Below are 15,116 nucleotides of genomic sequence, written 5' to 3'. Positions count from 1 at the left end.
CGATCAGCGGTGTCCAGATCCGCCAGCAACAGCACCAGCACCAGCGAGATGCACACGGCGCTCGAAAGGCCGACCGCTACCCAGACCCACCAGCGTGTGCCACCCGTTCCAGAACCCACTCGAATTTCCCCCTCCCACGGCGGCTACAGCCCGCGGGCAGAACGTAGTACTTCGGCACCTAGAACGTCGAATGCACTGAAGGCAGTTCCGTTACAGCCCAGATGGAGGCGATGCGCTCTAGTCAGACGGTGCCTCAGTGAGGCACCGTCGATGAACCCGACTAGCACAGCACCCTCAACACACAGGGAGAAACGGCCAGTTGAGTTATCAGCCGCGTGACTTTTTAGAGCCCGTCTACGACCCCGCCGCGGGCCACGCCCACTTCGTCCTCTACACCGAGCCCAAGTACGGCATCGTCGGGGCGGCGTGGAACGGCACGGTGTCCATCGAGCGGGAGTCCCCGTACGTGCAGGAGTGGCTGGGCGGGCTCCAGCCGTGCGCGCCGAACACTCTGCACACCACGCTCGTGCCGTCGGACAAGATTGCCGATCTGTTCCATGCGTGCGTGGACGACGACAAGGACTCCCCGGCGGCAGTCGGTGGAGCGGGCTGTCTGTGCTTCAAGACCGGCCGGAGGAAGCACTGGCGGCAATCACCGAGGCCGCGGACATCTACCGGCAGCTGGCTGCGGCGCGCCCCGACGCCTTCCAGCCCGACCTCGCCTTGAGCCTGAACAACCTCTCCAACCGACTGGGAGGCCTGGGGCGGCCGGAGGAAGCACTGGCGGCAATCACCGAGGCCGCGGACATCTACCGGCAGCTGGCTGCGGCGCGCCCCGACGCCTTCCAGCCCGACCTCGCCTTGAGCCTGAACAACCTCTCCATCCGGCTGGCCGAACTGGGGCGGCCGGAGGAAGCACTGGCGGCAATCACCGAGGCCGCAGGCATCCGACGTGAACTGGCTCACGGGCGGCCAAAGGTCTATCAGGCCGCTCTTGAACAGTCCCTCAATGTGCTGTCCTGGGTTAAGGAGCAGCTAGAAGACGCGTCGAGCGGAGACAGTGACCCACCTGGGTAGCCAGAGCAGCTACGTGTACCAGCAACAGGGCAATTGTAGGGAGCGCTCCGACGTAGCCGCGGGGCTCCAGATCAGCCAGAACCATCCGTTAACCGCCAGTCAGCAACCGAGGCGCGGCAGACCCGGGTCTGCCGGACCGGATGTGTGGGCAAACTGGCGCGAGCGGCGTGAACGCGGCCCCGGTCTCCTCGGTCATCGCAGGAAAGAACTGCTTCGCCAGGGTCGATTGCCCCGATGTCGTCCACGTGTAGTCAGCACACCCGTCCAGGGCTTGCCGGATGAGGCGCCGTCCGATGCCCTGCCGATGCCAGTCGTCGATGATCGAGATCTTGGAAATCACGCCGTGCCGGCAGATGCCGCAGGTCTTCCACACCACGACGGCGAAGTCGTACGCGTCCCTGGTGTACACCCGCAGAGCCTGATGACCGCCTTCTTGATCATTGGGGTAGTACAGCCAGAAGCCCCTTGCGCGAGGGTGCCGCAGCTTCATCCGCCTCCACTGCCCGCTGGTCAACCCTTGCGGAACCATCACACTCCTCTTGTCCGGGGCCTCGGCGGCCAGACGCCATCGTGATGCCACCGCGTTATACCCGGCTAAATCGCGGCCTGGTGTCTTGTAGTACCTCAGCGGACAATCTGTGCAACATTCTGTTGTCCGAGGGGGGCCGGTATGGGCGTGTTGTGGCCGCTGGAGCCAGCAACGGGAGCCAAACACCGCCTGTACAAGAGCTACTTCGACGCCTGGTGGCCGATCCTTCTCCAACCCAGCCCCAGCTCGGGACGCAGCTGGTCGAAGGTGACGTTCCTCGATGCCTTCGCCGGCCCGGGCCGCTACGAAGCCGGCGAAGAAGGCTCTCCGGTGTTCAACCTCCGCGGGCTGCTCAACCACGCTCACGTGCACAAGATGGGACTGTCCCGGGAGCGGGTGCAGCTGCTTTTCATCGAGAAGGACCGTGCCGCGTACGAGCACCTGGTGAACGAACTGCACAAGAACTTCGGGCCGCTGGACCAGCTGCCCGTGCGGGTGGAGGTGCGGCGAGGCGAAGCAGGCCGGGACAGCGTAGCGCTGCTGACCGAACTGAAAGCCTGGGGCCAGCCGATCCTTGGGGTCTTCGACAGCTGGGGCAACGTCAATACCCCGCTGTCTGTGATGGGCCGCATCGCAGCGAATCCCGCCAGCGAAGTCATCGTCACCTTCGGCCCAAACTGGTTCAGCCGACGCAAGGAACTCAACGAGGACATCGTCGACGGGGTGTTCGGCGGCCGGGAACACTGGACGCATGTGGCTGCGGCCCGCGACAGCGAGGACATGTGGCGGGCCTGGCTGGACAGCTACCGCCAGGCCCTGCACCGCGTCGGCTTCGACCACCGCCTGCAATTCGAAGTCGTCCCGAAGACTGGCCAACCGCTGTACCTGGTCTTCGGCACCAAGCACCCTCGCGGCGTGGAAGTGATGAAGGACGCCATGTGGCGTGTCGACAAGAGCGACGGCATGCGCTTCAGGGACCCCCGCGTCCGCAACGCCGTGGCCCTCGGGCAGGTCTCCCTGTTCGACGACGGCGAGGTGACCGACCCCGAATTGCTGACCCTGGTTGAGCAGCGGCTCTGCCAGGGGCCGGCCAGCGTCGAACAGTTGGAGCAGTGGCTGCTGCTGGAGACCTCGCAGTGGCGTGCCCGAGATGCACGGAGGGCCCTCCACTCACTGGACGGAAACGGCCGGGTGATCGTGCCCGCCGGCCGCCTCACCAAGGCCAGTGTGGTCAGCCTGCGGTGACGGCCCCTCTGGCCGGCATCTCATCCCAGGTGCGCCCTTCGAGTTCACGTCCGAGCGACTTCGGCGTGCGACCGCCCCACTGCTTGAAGAAGAACGCCACCTCCGCGTCCGTGCACACGTCGCGGATGCCGGCCACCCACTCCTGCTGCGTCGGCCGGAAGCGCGGCCCGGACTCGCCTCCCGCGATCACCCAGTCGATGCCAGTGACGTCCAGTCCGTCCAGCGGCCCCAGCAGCGGCTCGCACGACAGGAACTTCACCGCCGCCGGCACCTGCCGCAGATCATCGACGCGCGGCAGCTCCTTCGTGCTCTCCACGGAGACACCCATCCACAGGTTTGCTGGCCACTCCAGCCTGTCGGCGACCTGCCGCAGACGTCGGGCCCGCTTAGTGAGCACCTGGTAGGTGTGCTGCGGGGTGTCGGCGATGACGTCGAAGACGCGGCGCACGTAGTCGAGCGGCACCCGGGCGTGGAACAGGTCGCTCATGGAGTTCACGAACACTGTCCGCGGATTCCTCCAGCCGTACGGGACGGCCAGAGCATCGGGGTGTAGCGTCAGCCCGAAGCCGGGCCCGGACGTGCGCGGGTCACCGTCGGTCTGGTACTTCGCCGACCCCATCGCCTTCAGGCGCTTCGCCAGCGTCAACGCGTAGCAGTTGTCGCACCCCTCGGAGACGCGGTCGCATCCCGTGGTGGGGTTCCACGTCGCCTCGGTCCACTCGATCGAACTGCGGTCGCTCACCGGCCGGCCCTCCATCCCCTAGAACCGAGCCTCATCCTGGACGGCGCTGCTGCGGCCCGCGGTAAGCCCAACGAGTCGTCGCACCAACCGACACCGGCATCCAACCATCCACCGTTGATGCCGTATCCAGCATCCCGAACATAGAACATTTGTTCACTTCCTTCTGCTAGTACGCCGTGCACAAAACCGGCCATCCGTGCACGTGCTCTGCCATCAACATCACTTCGTATTCCGGCAGTTCACGCCAAGTGCCGCATCGGCCCCGGCGTGGCGGGCGCGCTCAGCTCGGGCTGGCGAACAGCAGCCGCATGGACAACGTTCGGCTTGATTGGGGCCGGCTTGCGACCAGTTGCCGGCGCGGTGTACGGCTCTCACTGTCACCGCCCTTCCGGCTTTCCGGGCGGCAGCGCGGGCGTGGTCGGTGCGGGTCAGGTAGTGCGGCCGGGTAAGCAGGCCTCGCCGGGCGGTGGCGGGGGTCGCGATGTAGCCGGCGAGAGCGTCCAACTGGCCGGCGACGGCTTCGGAGCCCTTGAGGTCGCGGGCTCCGAACTTCCCGAACTCCACGTTGCGCTCAGCCATGATTCCTTCCTTGATCGCCTGTGCGGCGCTGTGAGGGCCGATTGACCTGCCGTGCGCGGGAATTGACGCTGGGACAGGTGATTGGCCGTACAGCGGGTACTCAAGGGTGCGTGACGGGTCCTCCATGTCGGACCCTGCACGCCGGACGGGCTCAGAACGACGCCCGGGCTGCTACTGCCTCGCTCGGTCGCTCCTCGTCGGTCATCGAGGCCATGGCCGCGACCTGCGCCGCCCAGTCTGCGTCCCGCGCCTTCTTCGCGGCGGCAGCGCGGGTCTGGCACCGGGGGCACAGACCAGCGGTCGCCACAGGACGCTCGCACTCCGGGCAGCTGCCGAGATCCTCGGTGGACCCGTCCTCCGGGCGCGCCACGGAGCAGGACGGGCACACGCCGCCGCCGTGCACCCGCCGCCCACATCCCGCCTCGCACGCCGGCCAGCCCTGGCAGGCGCCGCACAGGTCACCGCCGGGAGAGTCCGCCCCGCAGGACGGGCATTCCGGCCGCCGGGTCCGGTGAAGCTCCATCGTCGGAGTGGGCCCCGGGACCTCGACAGCCTCCGGTGCCTCAGCCTGAGCCGGGACCTGTGGCCGCGCACTGAAGTCCTGCGGCGGAACGATCTGGCCGAGGCGGGCCGCGATCAGCGCTGCCATGCTCCGGGTGCGCTCAGCCGGCGCCGGGTACGGCCGGTCGACCAGCACCGCCCGGACCTGCTCCTGACCCACTCCGGCCAGCAACAGCCCGTCGACCACCCGGGCCTGGTCCCGCAGCGTCGTGCTCTGCGCAAGCCCCGCCCCAATCTCCGGGTGATGACGGCCGATCCGCTCCAACAGCCGCTCGCCAGGCGTCCACTTCCGCTCATCGGACTGGTGCCCCTGGTCCTCGATGCCGCCGCCGCTGTCCGTCCGTCCGTCCGTGGCGTGTGCACGCCCGCTCTCCTCTACCTGCACGGACGGACGGACAGCACCCCCACCTTCTGAACGGAGAGTCTGAGCGGAAGGTCTGAACGGGAGGTCGTGTTTCCGCAGGTCAACAGCCGAATGCGGGTCAAAATTCTGACCCAACGGGGCAGAATCTTGACCCAACGGGGCAGAATTCTGACCCGCTTCGGAGTCTGTGGGGAGCGGGTCAGAATTCTGCCCCGCCCTCCGCGCAGCCCTCTCCAGCGCCTCCTTCTCAATGGCGGCCCGGGTCGCATGCTCCGCTGCGGGCTTGATCGAGTCGAGGTGCGCGAACGCGTTGCGCGGCCCGCTGTAGCCCGCACGCGGCTTGTCGTGGATCTTGATGCGCAGAGGCCTCGCGGCCGCGTTGGCGCGGGAGCTGACCGTGACCGCCTTGCCCTCCGGCGTACTGATCAGCCCCACCGCTGAGAGATCCCGCAGCAGGCCGCGGATGCGGCTCACACTGGACGGGCGCCCGCCCTTCATCGGCAGGAGGTGGGCGAGCTGGCGAACCGTGAGCTTGCGAACCGGACCGCGCTTCTCGATCACGAGAGACCGCAAGATCCAGTAGAACCGAATCGCAGAATCGGTCAACTCAGGGCAAAGAGGAATCCAGTCATGCAGCTGACTGGTGTACAGGCCGTCGGTGTCAGGACCGATCAGTTCCATGGACTGACTGTCGTCAGCCTCGTCTGCAAACGGGCGGTGCACTGGGTCATCTCCCCAGGTAGGGGAGCCGAGACCAGCAAGTGTGGCGTACTGCCGAACCCGGAATAGTGGCGTTGCGCTATCTCTAGCGCATACTCTGGGTATAGGTGACCACGCGGGCTCTAGGGCCCACGGGCATCACCCGGCAGACGAGGTCACCTCGCTGCTCACGACTCGGGGCTTTGGTAGGGCGCGAGTCGAATCGCTAGGAAGCGGTCTCGTTGTGGCGACGAGGCCGCTTCAGCGTTTCTAGGGGGATAGAGCAGTTACGTGCACGTCAGCACGCCTCCGTCAGCTCGAATCCTGCAGAAGCATCAGGATGCTTCTCGGCCCACCCCTTAAGCAGGCGCAAGTAGGCGGCGCGATGCTTGGGACGCGGCATGGACTGGCCATTCTCCCAACGCAGAAAAGCCATCCGGTGGACGCCGAAGGCCTCTGCGACCTCTTCCTGCGTCAGACCAGAAGCCTTCCGCAGCCTGGCCCGCACTTCCGGGGGAGGCAGGAGATCAGCTGGTCGGCTGAGTAGCGCGTCCACGGCCTCGAACAGGTCGGTCATCAATCCCCCTTCCATTGTGATCGAAACTGTACATGGATTGCTGCTGCCAGTAGTGCATTTGAGGCTCAATCAGTGTTGCGCGCTGAACTGCCTCACGCCCCGAAAGTCAGCAAGGGCACGTCGTAGAGGTCGGGGTTCTTGGGGCGGGTCATCACCGGGGCGGTGACCTCGACTACGAGCATCTCGACAAGGAACTGCACTTGAGCGCTGAGTAGATGACTCGTGTGTCCGGTGGCTGATCGCGCCTTCTCCCCCAGAGAGGTGTGGATGTGCGGCAGGACCGTGTCTGTCTCGGCGTCGTACGCGAGCGTTCCACACCCCATTGCCTCCACCCCAGCCAGGTGGACCTTGCTCCACACAGGAGCCTCAGGGTTCTCCAACTTCTCGCAGGCACCGACGATCTCTGCCTCGGCGAAGCCGGCGATGAACATGGGGATGTAGCCGTGCCGCACGCCGTTCTCGCGGCAGAAGTCGGCAAGCGTGGGAAAGAAGTCGTCGCCGTGGTCGAAGTTCACGGCGAACGTCCGACCGGTAGTCAGTTCGTAGCTACGCAAGGTGAAGTCCCGGGGGGCTTGGGGCGGTTACGAGAGAGTGCTGAAGACCTGGAGGATCTGCTCCTTGTCGGCACTGGTCATCAGAAGCAAGTGCAGCAGAATGCGTGCCTTGACCGGGTCCAGGGTGCTGCCGGAGATGAGCCCGCGAGCGAGCAGGTCCGACTCGGAGCCGGGGAAGCCGTAGGTCTGCCGGAGGACGGGACCAGATCCGGTGCGCGTGGCCAGGATGACCGGCATGCGCTTGGCGAGGTCGGTAAGAGCGTCTACACAGGCCATCGGGACGTGGCCAGCTCCGAACGCCGCGACCACGAGGCCGTCGACGTGGTCGCCGAGGACATGGAGGAGAGTCCCGTCCTCTCCGATCCCGACCGTGAAGACGGCGGTACGCGCCGAAGCGGTGGCGCCCTGCGGAGCGATGGTCGGGGCCGTGCTGGGGCGGGCCAGGATCCGGACGCGGTCTTCCGCGACGTAGCCGATGGGCCCGGGATACGAGGTGAAGGCGGTGGGGCTCGTGGCGTGAGTTTTGCGGACCCAGCGGGCAGCGTGAATCTCCTCCCCGAACACCACCACACAGCCCATGCCCTGAGCTTCGGTGCTGGCCGCGGTGCGGATTGCGGCCAGCACGTTCGCGGGGCCGTCTGCTCCGGCCATGCTCGCGTTGCGCATGGCGCCAGTGACCACAATGGGCATGGCGCCAGCGGTGACGAGGTCCAGCAGGTACGCGGTCTCCTCGATCGTGTCCGTCCCCTGGGTGACGACCACGCCGTCGACCGTGAGCGTCTCGATTGTCTCGGCGAGCTCGAGCAGGTCGGGGAAGGACAGTGAGGCGCCGGGAAGACGGCGGAAGTCGTGCACCTGGACGTCAATGCCGGTGTCGGCGAGACCTGGTACGGCGGCGACGAGGTCGTCGGCAGACAGCGTCGGCGTCGCGCCGCCAGCGGTCTGCGCGGTCATCGCGATGGTGCCACCGAGCGAGATCACTGCGACGCGGCGGGCGTTGTCTGGCATGGCCTCTTTCCCCTTTGTGAACGGGTAGTTAGTAGTGCGGGATCAGTGGTCGGCCGGAAGCGAGGCCACGTACGCGCACGCGGCGTCGACGCCGGCCGCGGAGACCAGTCGGCTGCGCGACTGGATAAGCCCGGACGATCCGTACCGGGCGAGCTGCCCGCACCGCTGGATCAACCAAGACCACGGCAGATCGAGGTATTGCGCCAGAGCGCGCAGCCGTCCCGCCGCCGTCGGCGCCGCTGTGAGGGAGTCCGCATGGACGTCGCGCGCAGCGATCGTGAACTCCCGAACGACCGAGGACCGGGCGGTTACGTCGACGTGCCACATGCCGTCCCCTCTGACCCAGTTCGCGATTACGGCCTCCTTGTCGGGCGCGACGACGAAGCCCTCAACAGACTCATACGCGGGATCGGATGTGAACTGGGCCTGGATGCCGAGCGACTCCATTAGAGCCACGGCCAGGAACAGCAGGATCCGCTCGTACCTCGGAGAGGAACGGACGACCTCTTCCGGGACGCAGAATGCCCGGGTGCTCGTACTGCCGAGTGCTTTCGTGGTCTCCCGTAGATACGGATACTTGTGATCGAAGATCAGCCAGGCGCTGGCTTCCTCACCACGCTGTTCCCGCGTCCAGAACGCGGGCAGCTCCGGGAGATCCGGCAGCGCCTTCAGGATGTGGCGGGCGCAGAAGTCCGATCCGAGCCACATATGGGCAACCGTATTCAGCCCCGGCGCAGCCTCGCGGCTGACCGCAGAGGAGGACAGTCGTTCATATGCTTTGAGATCACTGCGGGTCTCAGAAAGCGCCTGGTCATCGGCCTGGAGCGCGTCGTCGTAGTTACTGACGGCCCACAGAATGCCGTAGGTGAGATCGTCCAACTCGTAGGCGGCAGGCGCTGTGACCTCGTACATGCCCCCATTCCGTGCAAGCTTGCCTCGGGCTGCGCGCCCGTCAAGGGCGTAAAACTTCGAGATGCCCTCAGTGCTGGCCGCTCCGATCAGAAGACTGCGGTGTGGCCGGCTCAGGAACTCTTCCGCACGCCGCTGGTCCGGGAGGGACACGACCACCCGGCTTCCTTCGATGCGCGCGGGGTGGACTTGCAGGGAGAGCTGGGAGCCGAGCATGGACCGGCCTCCGGGCAGCAGAGCCTGCCAGTCGACGCCGAAGTTCGGGACGGGGCGTGACAGCCGGAGGCCGGACCAACTCTCGGTGGCAGTTCTCGCGAAACCGAAGGGATCCTCTACCGAACTGACCACCGTGGCAGCTGGCGTGGGAAGACCAGCTACCGATGCAGCAGTGATCCCTGCACCGGCGCGCAACAGCGCGCGTCGATCGAGCGCCACGAGTACCACCGTTCCATCGTCGAGACGTCGAGGGACGAAGATCCCTTCGCTGTCCGACGCTGCCGCCTGAGATAGAGCCGTGGCCAGGCCTAACGATGTATCGGATACATACAGCGCCGGATCGGATACATGCCCGGCCCCGCTGTCTCCTCGGCCAATCTCCTGCCACAGCTCGATCAGGAAGCCGCCGGCACCAAGTGTTTGGTCGATGAGCTCGACCTCACTCCGATCCTTCGGCGGCCGGTCGCCGTTCTCCCATCGCTGCACCTTGGAGTGCGAAACGTACGTCTTGGCGGCCAGGTCTCGCATGGACAGGCCGCGCGCCTCGCGAAGCTCCCGGATCACGTAACCAAGGCGGTGCTGGGGCGACTGATCCGGCGTCAGTACATTCGGCCGCTGCCCCACGTCGGGCCCCCTCCATGTATCCAAGTCCCTGTATCCGCCGGACGGATACAGGCCAACCGTAGAAGCTACTGAAGATCACGCCTACACCTGTAGTGGCGGCTCCACCAGCCGACGTTCCCAACTTCCATTGCAGGAGGGCGAAATGACCAGGATCCGGCATGCCCCGAACGCGGTGCATCACGCTACCGATGCGCACGGACGTCCGATCGACTTCACATCCACAAGCACGACACCAACACATGGCTGCCCCTGCACGAGACCGGTCATAGCGCCTCGGTCTCGCGGGAGGCCAGGCGCAGTGGTGGTGCGAGTGGCCGCGATTCTTGCCGCTGGCCTCGTCGTGTCTGTGCTCCTGGTGGTCATCCGAGACATCGTCACCGCCGTAGCCAGCACTGGCCTGACTGGAATGGTTGTGAGGGCGCTTGTGGGGCCTTCCACCAGGCGGGATCGGTAGTGCCATGCCTGAAGCAAATAGGTCCACCCTTGGCGCCCAGTCAGCCTCATCTGCCGTCGCTGGCTTCAAGCCGCTCCAGCCGCTCGCGCAGTTCAGCAACCTGCTCCTCAAGGCGTTTGATCGCCTGGGCGGTTGGATCGGCAACGGCGTTCATGGCCGACTCTCGGATGAAGGAGCCGCGTCCTTGATGGGAGTAGATGACGTCCTCGGCGCGGAGCTCTGCGAGTGCTCTCTGCACCGTTCCGGGGGCGACGCCGTAGTGGCTTGCGAGCTCTCGAGTGCTCGGCAGCTTGTCCTTGATCTTCAGGCGGCCAAGCCTCACCTGGTCTTTTACGTCCTGCACGATGCGCTGGTAAGGCTGCAAGTCCTCGGCCGTCATGAGCCACATCGTAGAGCTCCCTCACCAGTCTAGATAGGTTCACCAGCTTAGTTGACACAGTGTGCCGGTTGAGGCACTGTACCAACTAACCCGAGTAAGCCGGGTAGGTTGCGACTGGGTTTCCCAGCATCGGACCTTTCCGGAGACCGGCACCACTGAGAAACAGCAGGAGTCGTCCGCCCTTCGGGGCGGCCGGGGTTGAGAGCTTCATCAAACTCCCCCGGAGCCTGACGGCCGCGACGACTGTGTGCACGTCGCAGCGCTGTGCGCTGTCTGTCCTGCGGGACGCCCGGCTTGCCGTGCGGCCTGGAGGGCGGAGAGAGCATCGCGACGCGCCCCCTGCCACTCCGTCCATGAGGAGTTCAGTTGTCTGCTTCGCCCCTTGAGCGCACCGCCCGTCCCCGCCGGAGCCGGACCCGCTCGCGCAACGTCAACGGCCGCCCGGCGCTCGTCATCTCCATCCTCAAGCCCCACCAGTACGACCTGCGCCCCGCCTGCGCGTCGCTGATCTGCCCTGACTGCAAGACGTGGGTGCCGATTACCGGTTTCCAGGCCAGCAAGCCCAAACTCGTGCCCCACGACACCGGTCGGGCAGGCAAAGACGCGGCCGTCCGCTGCCAGGGCAGCAACCGCTTGGTCACGGTCGATGTCACGGTCAAGAAGTGGCAGCAGCGTTTGGAGGCCGGTCACGCGGAGACCGGCCATCGCCGCCGGACCACAGTGCGACGCAAGCCGCAGATCGCGCCTGCTCCGGCCGTCAGCCAGATCGCCGCGCAGAAGCAGACATTGGTGCCGCTCAAGACGCTGCGTCCCGAGCGCCGCGCGAACTGACCCACTTCGGACGAACGCCCACGGCCCCAGCCTTTCGATCACTCGGGATGGCTGGGGCCGTGGCTGCTCGTACGACCAGCCACATCCACTTCACGTCAGGAGACCCACATGCCCCGAGACGCTCTCATTTCGCACCAGTACTTCGGCCCGACGCTGGGTGCCGGCTACCTGACCACTGGCCTGAGCCATGACGAGGCGCACCGCCTGATCGGCGCGAACGTACTCGCCGGATTCGCGCCGGTCGCCTACACCCGCACCCCGGCCGGCGACCAGCTGCGCACCCGCGACGGCCGCCCCCTCACGGTCGTCTCGCTGTACGGCAGCAGCCTGATGGGCGTGCTCGAGATAGTGCAGGTCTGAACTGGCAGCCCTGCGCTGCCCGTCGGCGACCATCCCGCTTCGTGCGGGCTGGTGGTCGGCGGAGTGCGCAGGACGCACCGCCCGCCACACATGACGACCCCCCAGGGATTGCAGCCCTGGGGGGTCTTGGTGTCGCGGGCGAACCCTTCCAGCGAAAGGGAACCCACATGACCATCATGGCTGACGGGCCCGTGGCCATCACCCGTCCTCTCTTACCGCGGCGCCCCATTCCGCACGAGCGGCCCCCGACCGGCCCACCCCGGCCGGTCCCCGGCCGCACCCGCCGGCTGCTGCCGCCCGCCCCGGCGACACCGCCGCCCGCGAGCTCCTCGAGGCGCTCTACCGCGAGCACGCGCCGATGGTCCTCGCGGTCGCCGACGGCACGTACCGGGCCGTGACCGGCGAGGTGTCACCGTGAGGCGCCGGCTCGCACGGTTAGCGCACCACCTGTGCCGCGCGAGCGGCCTGCAGTGCGACCAGTGCGGCGGCACCTTCGGCGTCGCACCGGGGCAGCCCGCAGGCCCGGTCACCGCCTGGACGTGCGACGCCTGCCGAAGCCTCGGGTACTGACCGTGCCCGAGGACCTGTACGACCGCTACCAGGTCGCGTACACCGCGCACCGCGAACACCGCGCGACCTGCGCCGACTGCACGGACACCAGCCGCTGCCCCACCGGGCAGCGGCTGTTTGAGTCCTTCACCCGGCTGCAGGACGCCTACCTCAACCGTCAGCGCCAGCAACGGCGCTGACGATCCGCCAGTCGACACCGCCACCTCTGTCGGCTGCCTGACCCGCCCGGCCCGGCCCCACTCCCCCGTGGGCTGGTCCGGGCGGTGTCCAGGGGAGCCGCGCAGCCACGCGTCCTCAACTCCATCGTCGACCTCCCGGAGGTTTTGATGCGAACCCTCACCCCGCCGACCGCCCCGTCCCGGCTTCAGCCCAGCAGCCTGTGCCGGCACACCCCGCCGTGCCCGACGGCCGACAGTCCCGACCGGGAGGCCGCCCGCGTAGTGGCCTCCCACCCCGAGCAGGGATGGAGCCTGCTGTGCAACGGCGCCCTGCTCTTCGACGACACGGGCGAGCTGCTGCCCGACGGCCGGGTCGTCGCCCCGCACCGTCCCCTCACGGCCACGGCCTGACGGCCGCCCGTCACCGCTCGCCCCTGCCGCCACTACGGCGGCCAGCGCGGGCGATGGCGGGCGGCCGGACAGTCCGGCCGACCACTGAGGAGGGACACATGGCGAGCACCATCGCGCTGCGGAAGCCGCTGGACGACAACGGCTTGCCCCACCACGACCCGACACCGCCACCTGCGCTCGTGACGGAGACATCGACGGCAGGCGGATGCAAATTCCAGATCACCCCGGAGGGCATGACGGAGATCTTCGAACGACTCCGGCCGTACCTGCCGCCGTACCTGAAGAGGGTTCAGCACAGCACGTACGCGTTGCGGTTCGAGTTCGCCCCGTTCACGGGACGCGAGTCGGATCCCTCCACCCCGGACACTCACACCGATCCGAAGCTCGCCTACGGGTCTGACGACAAAGCGGAGCGCGCGTTACGCAGGGCCGCCCGCGGCATCCTGGACGACCTGTACGAGCAGGCGCGGCAGCAGTGGCGCGACGCCGCCTATGTCGCCGACCTGCAGCAGACCGTCAAGGACACCGGCGCCCGCTGGCAGGCCTATGAGCGGGAGAACAAGGCGCTGGAGTCGGCTTACGACTACCTGCGCACTCCGGCGGCCGCCACGGACTGGCCCTCAGCGCTCTCCCGCCTGGTCGACGCACAGGAACGGGCCCTGGCCGCGGCCAGCGCGTTCGACGACCGGGCATGGGAGATCGCCCGCGTGCACGACAAGCACCTGTACGCCGACCTCGGACACCATGCCGCGCTCGCCAGGGCGGGCTACCCCGAGGCCACGGACTGGCACATCACGTTGGCCGAGGACTACGGCAGTCGCTACTACAGCGAATGGTCCACCTGCATGCCGCTCACGGAGCGGGTGCGCCGCCTCATCTCACAGCAGGACACCCACGTCACCAAGGTCGGCCGCCTGTCCGGCACGGCCACCGGGCTGACCGAGCAAAGGAGAAAGACCGTGAGCAAGCGAGAGTGGACGTGGCCACAGGCACCCTCCCCGCGCGGGATGGTCCTCAGCGTCCTGGGGATCGTCACCCTGGGAGTGGCCATCCTGTCGATGGCCGTCAGCTACCAGATCCTCGAACCCCGCTTCGGGGCATGGGCGGTCCCGACCGTGGGCGCTCTGGACGCCCTGTGGGTGGTCTTCCAGGCAACCGAGATTCTCTCCGGCAACAACAAGTCCCGCGCCCTGCGCGTACAGATCGCCGGTCTGGCGCTCACGGTCATCAACGCTGCGATCCCCACCGCCGACCTGATCATGCGGGGCTCCGGCCAGTTCGAACTGGCCGTGATTCTCACGCCGATCGCCATCGTCGCGACCAAGACCGCATGGTTGATCACCCTGCCGTCGCTCGGACGGAAGGTGTCGGCCGACACTCAGCAGGCCATCGCGCACAAGCGTCAGCTGGTAGCCGATCAGCTAGAGACCATGGAGGCGGAGGCAGCGCACCGGATCGAGCTGCTGAAGCTCGCAACGGAGCTGGAGCGGCGGGTAGCCGAAGCGGAGACGGAGTACCGCAAGTCGGTGCTGGAACAGCAGCAGGCTATGACCGAGGACCTGCACACGCAGGCCGAAGCCACCGCGCAGACGATCACGGAGAAGGTCCTGCCGGCCTCGGTCGCGGCAATCCGGCTGCCGGAACTCGGACAGTGGACTCCCACCGCCCCCGCCCTGCCCGCCGGGCGCGACGCCTCCGGCACGGACGGCCGTGGTCGTCACGCAGGTCAGGACGATTTGGCGAGTGACCGTGACGGTGAGCGTCGCACCGGGCGCGACGCCGTCGCACTCGCCGAACTCGCGGCCGTCGCAGGCGTGCCGACCCCGCAGCACGGCGAGCCGCTGACCGACGGACAGCTGGACGTCGTGCTGCGGCACCTGCGCTACCGCGACGACCCGCCGATGTCCCAGCGCAAGGCCGGCGCATCCTTCCGCCAGGCCGGGTTCATCGGCAGCGAGGAGCGTGTACGCCGCGCCTGGAACGCGCTGCTGCTGAAGGAGGGCCTCGACCAGGGCGAGGAGGCCGACACAGCCGACGACGAGAGCGACCGCGAAGAGGAACCCGAGGACGCGGACGCCTGAAGACCCCCGTCCGGCACCACCAGTGAGGGCCAGCCCGCACCCTGCGGGCTGGCCCTTGCTGCGACTGCCGGAAGCCAAAACGCAGTCGACCGGTGCAGACCCGGCGAGTGACCCGGCGAGCGGACCTTGCGTCCGCAGACCCGGGGAGCAGACCCGGCGAGCACCACAAATCGCAGGAAAACACCGGT

16 protein-coding genes and 1 pseudogene are annotated in these 15,116 nt (G+C 67.3%); 7 read left to right on the top strand and 10 right to left on the bottom strand.

The features are described from left to right. Positions 1-390: 390 nt before the first annotated feature. Positions 391-540: a hypothetical protein gene (locus QF037_RS49385; protein WP_307038054.1), complete on the bottom strand. Its 150-nt coding sequence runs from the start codon at positions 538-540 to the stop codon at positions 391-393. 75 nt (positions 541-615) lie between these two features. Between QF037_RS49385 and QF037_RS49380 the strand changes: the two genes are divergently transcribed. Next, on the top strand, positions 616-1,077 hold the full coding sequence (locus QF037_RS49380) for a tetratricopeptide repeat protein (RefSeq protein ID WP_307038052.1): 462 nt from the start codon (positions 616-618) through the stop codon (positions 1,075-1,077). Between the two features lie 88 nt (positions 1,078-1,165). Here the strand turns inward: QF037_RS49380 and QF037_RS49375 are convergent, their stop codons facing one another. Beyond that, complete coding sequence (locus QF037_RS49375) at positions 1,166-1,567, bottom strand: hypothetical protein (protein ID WP_307038050.1); 402 nt, start codon at positions 1,565-1,567, stop codon at positions 1,166-1,168. Between the two features lie 180 nt (positions 1,568-1,747). Between QF037_RS49375 and QF037_RS49370 the strand changes: the two genes are divergently transcribed. Further along, the gene (locus tag QF037_RS49370; protein ID WP_307038048.1) at positions 1,748-2,851 is read left to right on the top strand and encodes a three-Cys-motif partner protein TcmP; all 1,104 of its coding nucleotides are present in this window, start codon (positions 1,748-1,750) and stop codon (positions 2,849-2,851) included. Here the strand turns inward: QF037_RS49370 and QF037_RS49365 are convergent. The 8 genes and pseudogenes from QF037_RS49365 to QF037_RS49330 all read right to left on the bottom strand — a co-directional run bounded on the left by QF037_RS49365 (position 2,838) and on the right by QF037_RS49330 (position 10,517). Further along, the gene (locus QF037_RS49365) at positions 2,838-3,593 is read right to left on the bottom strand and encodes a DUF5131 family protein (protein ID WP_307038046.1); all 756 of its coding nucleotides are present in this window, start codon (positions 3,591-3,593) and stop codon (positions 2,838-2,840) included. The two genes, QF037_RS49370 and QF037_RS49365, sit on opposite strands and share 14 nt — an antisense overlap. Before the next feature lie 363 nt (positions 3,594-3,956). Then, positions 3,957-4,172: pseudogene (locus QF037_RS49360) on the bottom strand (transcriptional regulator); the annotation flags it as partial. A 151-nt stretch (positions 4,173-4,323) separates the two neighbouring features. Next, the gene (locus QF037_RS49355; RefSeq protein ID WP_307038043.1) at positions 4,324-5,778 is read right to left on the bottom strand and encodes a hypothetical protein; all 1,455 of its coding nucleotides are present in this window, start codon (positions 5,776-5,778) and stop codon (positions 4,324-4,326) included. A gap of 316 nt (positions 5,779-6,094) precedes the next feature. Beyond that, positions 6,095-6,373: a helix-turn-helix domain-containing protein gene (locus QF037_RS49350; protein ID WP_307038041.1), complete on the bottom strand. Its 279-nt coding sequence runs from the start codon at positions 6,371-6,373 to the stop codon at positions 6,095-6,097. Between the two features lie 92 nt (positions 6,374-6,465). Next, positions 6,466-6,927, bottom strand: a complete 462-nt coding sequence (locus QF037_RS49345) for a PPC domain-containing DNA-binding protein (protein WP_307038039.1) — start codon at positions 6,925-6,927, stop codon at positions 6,466-6,468. A gap of 27 nt (positions 6,928-6,954) precedes the next feature. Next, positions 6,955-7,935 carry an asparaginase gene (locus tag QF037_RS49340; RefSeq protein ID WP_307038037.1) on the bottom strand — a complete coding sequence of 327 codons (981 nt, stop codon included), beginning with the start codon at positions 7,933-7,935 and terminating at the stop codon, positions 6,955-6,957. A gap of 42 nt (positions 7,936-7,977) precedes the next feature. Next, positions 7,978-9,684 (bottom strand): helix-turn-helix domain-containing protein, encoded by a 1,707-nt coding sequence (locus tag QF037_RS49335; RefSeq protein WP_307038035.1) that lies wholly within the window; start codon positions 9,682-9,684, stop codon positions 7,978-7,980. Between the two features lie 500 nt (positions 9,685-10,184). Next, complete coding sequence (locus QF037_RS49330; RefSeq protein WP_307038032.1) at positions 10,185-10,517, bottom strand: GntR family transcriptional regulator; 333 nt, start codon at positions 10,515-10,517, stop codon at positions 10,185-10,187. Between the two features lie 366 nt (positions 10,518-10,883). On the opposite strand from QF037_RS49330, the gene QF037_RS49325 reads away from it, so the two are divergent. From QF037_RS49325 to QF037_RS49305, 5 genes are all read left to right on the top strand, one after another. Beyond that, a complete protein-coding gene (locus QF037_RS49325; RefSeq protein ID WP_307038030.1) occupies positions 10,884-11,348 on the top strand; it encodes a hypothetical protein in 465 nt (154 codons plus the stop codon). 108 nt (positions 11,349-11,456) lie between these two features. Continuing rightward, positions 11,457-11,708, top strand: a complete 252-nt coding sequence (locus tag QF037_RS49320) for a hypothetical protein (RefSeq protein ID WP_307038028.1) — start codon at positions 11,457-11,459, stop codon at positions 11,706-11,708. 539 nt (positions 11,709-12,247) lie between these two features. Then, positions 12,248-12,457, top strand: coding sequence for a hypothetical protein (locus tag QF037_RS49315; protein ID WP_307038026.1), 210 nt, complete (start codon positions 12,248-12,250; stop codon positions 12,455-12,457). Between the two features lie 198 nt (positions 12,458-12,655). Further along, complete coding sequence (locus tag QF037_RS49310; protein ID WP_307038341.1) at positions 12,656-12,847, top strand: DUF5999 family protein; 192 nt, start codon at positions 12,656-12,658, stop codon at positions 12,845-12,847. A 98-nt stretch (positions 12,848-12,945) separates the two neighbouring features. Continuing rightward, a complete protein-coding gene (locus tag QF037_RS49305) occupies positions 12,946-14,928 on the top strand; it encodes a hypothetical protein (protein WP_307038024.1) in 1,983 nt (660 codons plus the stop codon). Positions 14,929-15,116: the final 188 nt, after the last annotated feature.

It is taken from the genome of Streptomyces canus (genome assembly GCF_030815415.1).
In the GTDB taxonomy this organism is placed as follows: domain Bacteria; phylum Actinomycetota; class Actinomycetes; order Streptomycetales; family Streptomycetaceae; genus Streptomyces; species Streptomyces canus_F.
Note: the sequence above shows the minus strand (reverse complement) of the source record. Positions and strands in the feature narration are given on the sequence as shown.

Bases quoted from the DNA above. Each gene is read 5' to 3' on its own strand.
- QF037_RS49350 (WP_307038041.1), bottom strand. From the start codon at position 6,373: ATGACCGACCTGTTCGAGGCCGTGGACGCGCTACTCAGCCGACCAGCT.
- QF037_RS49330 (WP_307038032.1), bottom strand. From the start codon at position 10,517: ATGACGGCCGAGGACTTGCAGCCTTACCAGCGCATCGTGCAGGACGTA.
- QF037_RS49320 (WP_307038028.1), top strand. From the start codon at position 11,457: ATGCCCCGAGACGCTCTCATTTCGCACCAGTACTTCGGCCCGACGCTG.
- QF037_RS49355 (WP_307038043.1), bottom strand. From the start codon at position 5,778: ATGGAACTGATCGGTCCTGACACCGACGGCCTGTACACCAGTCAGCTG.
- QF037_RS49305 (WP_307038024.1), top strand. From the start codon at position 12,946: ATGGCGAGCACCATCGCGCTGCGGAAGCCGCTGGACGACAACGGCTTG.
- QF037_RS49375 (WP_307038050.1), bottom strand. From the start codon at position 1,567: ATGAAGCTGCGGCACCCTCGCGCAAGGGGCTTCTGGCTGTACTACCCC.
- QF037_RS49340 (WP_307038037.1), bottom strand. From the start codon at position 7,935: ATGCCAGACAACGCCCGCCGCGTCGCAGTGATCTCGCTCGGTGGCACC.
- QF037_RS49370 (WP_307038048.1), top strand. From the start codon at position 1,748: ATGGGCGTGTTGTGGCCGCTGGAGCCAGCAACGGGAGCCAAACACCGC.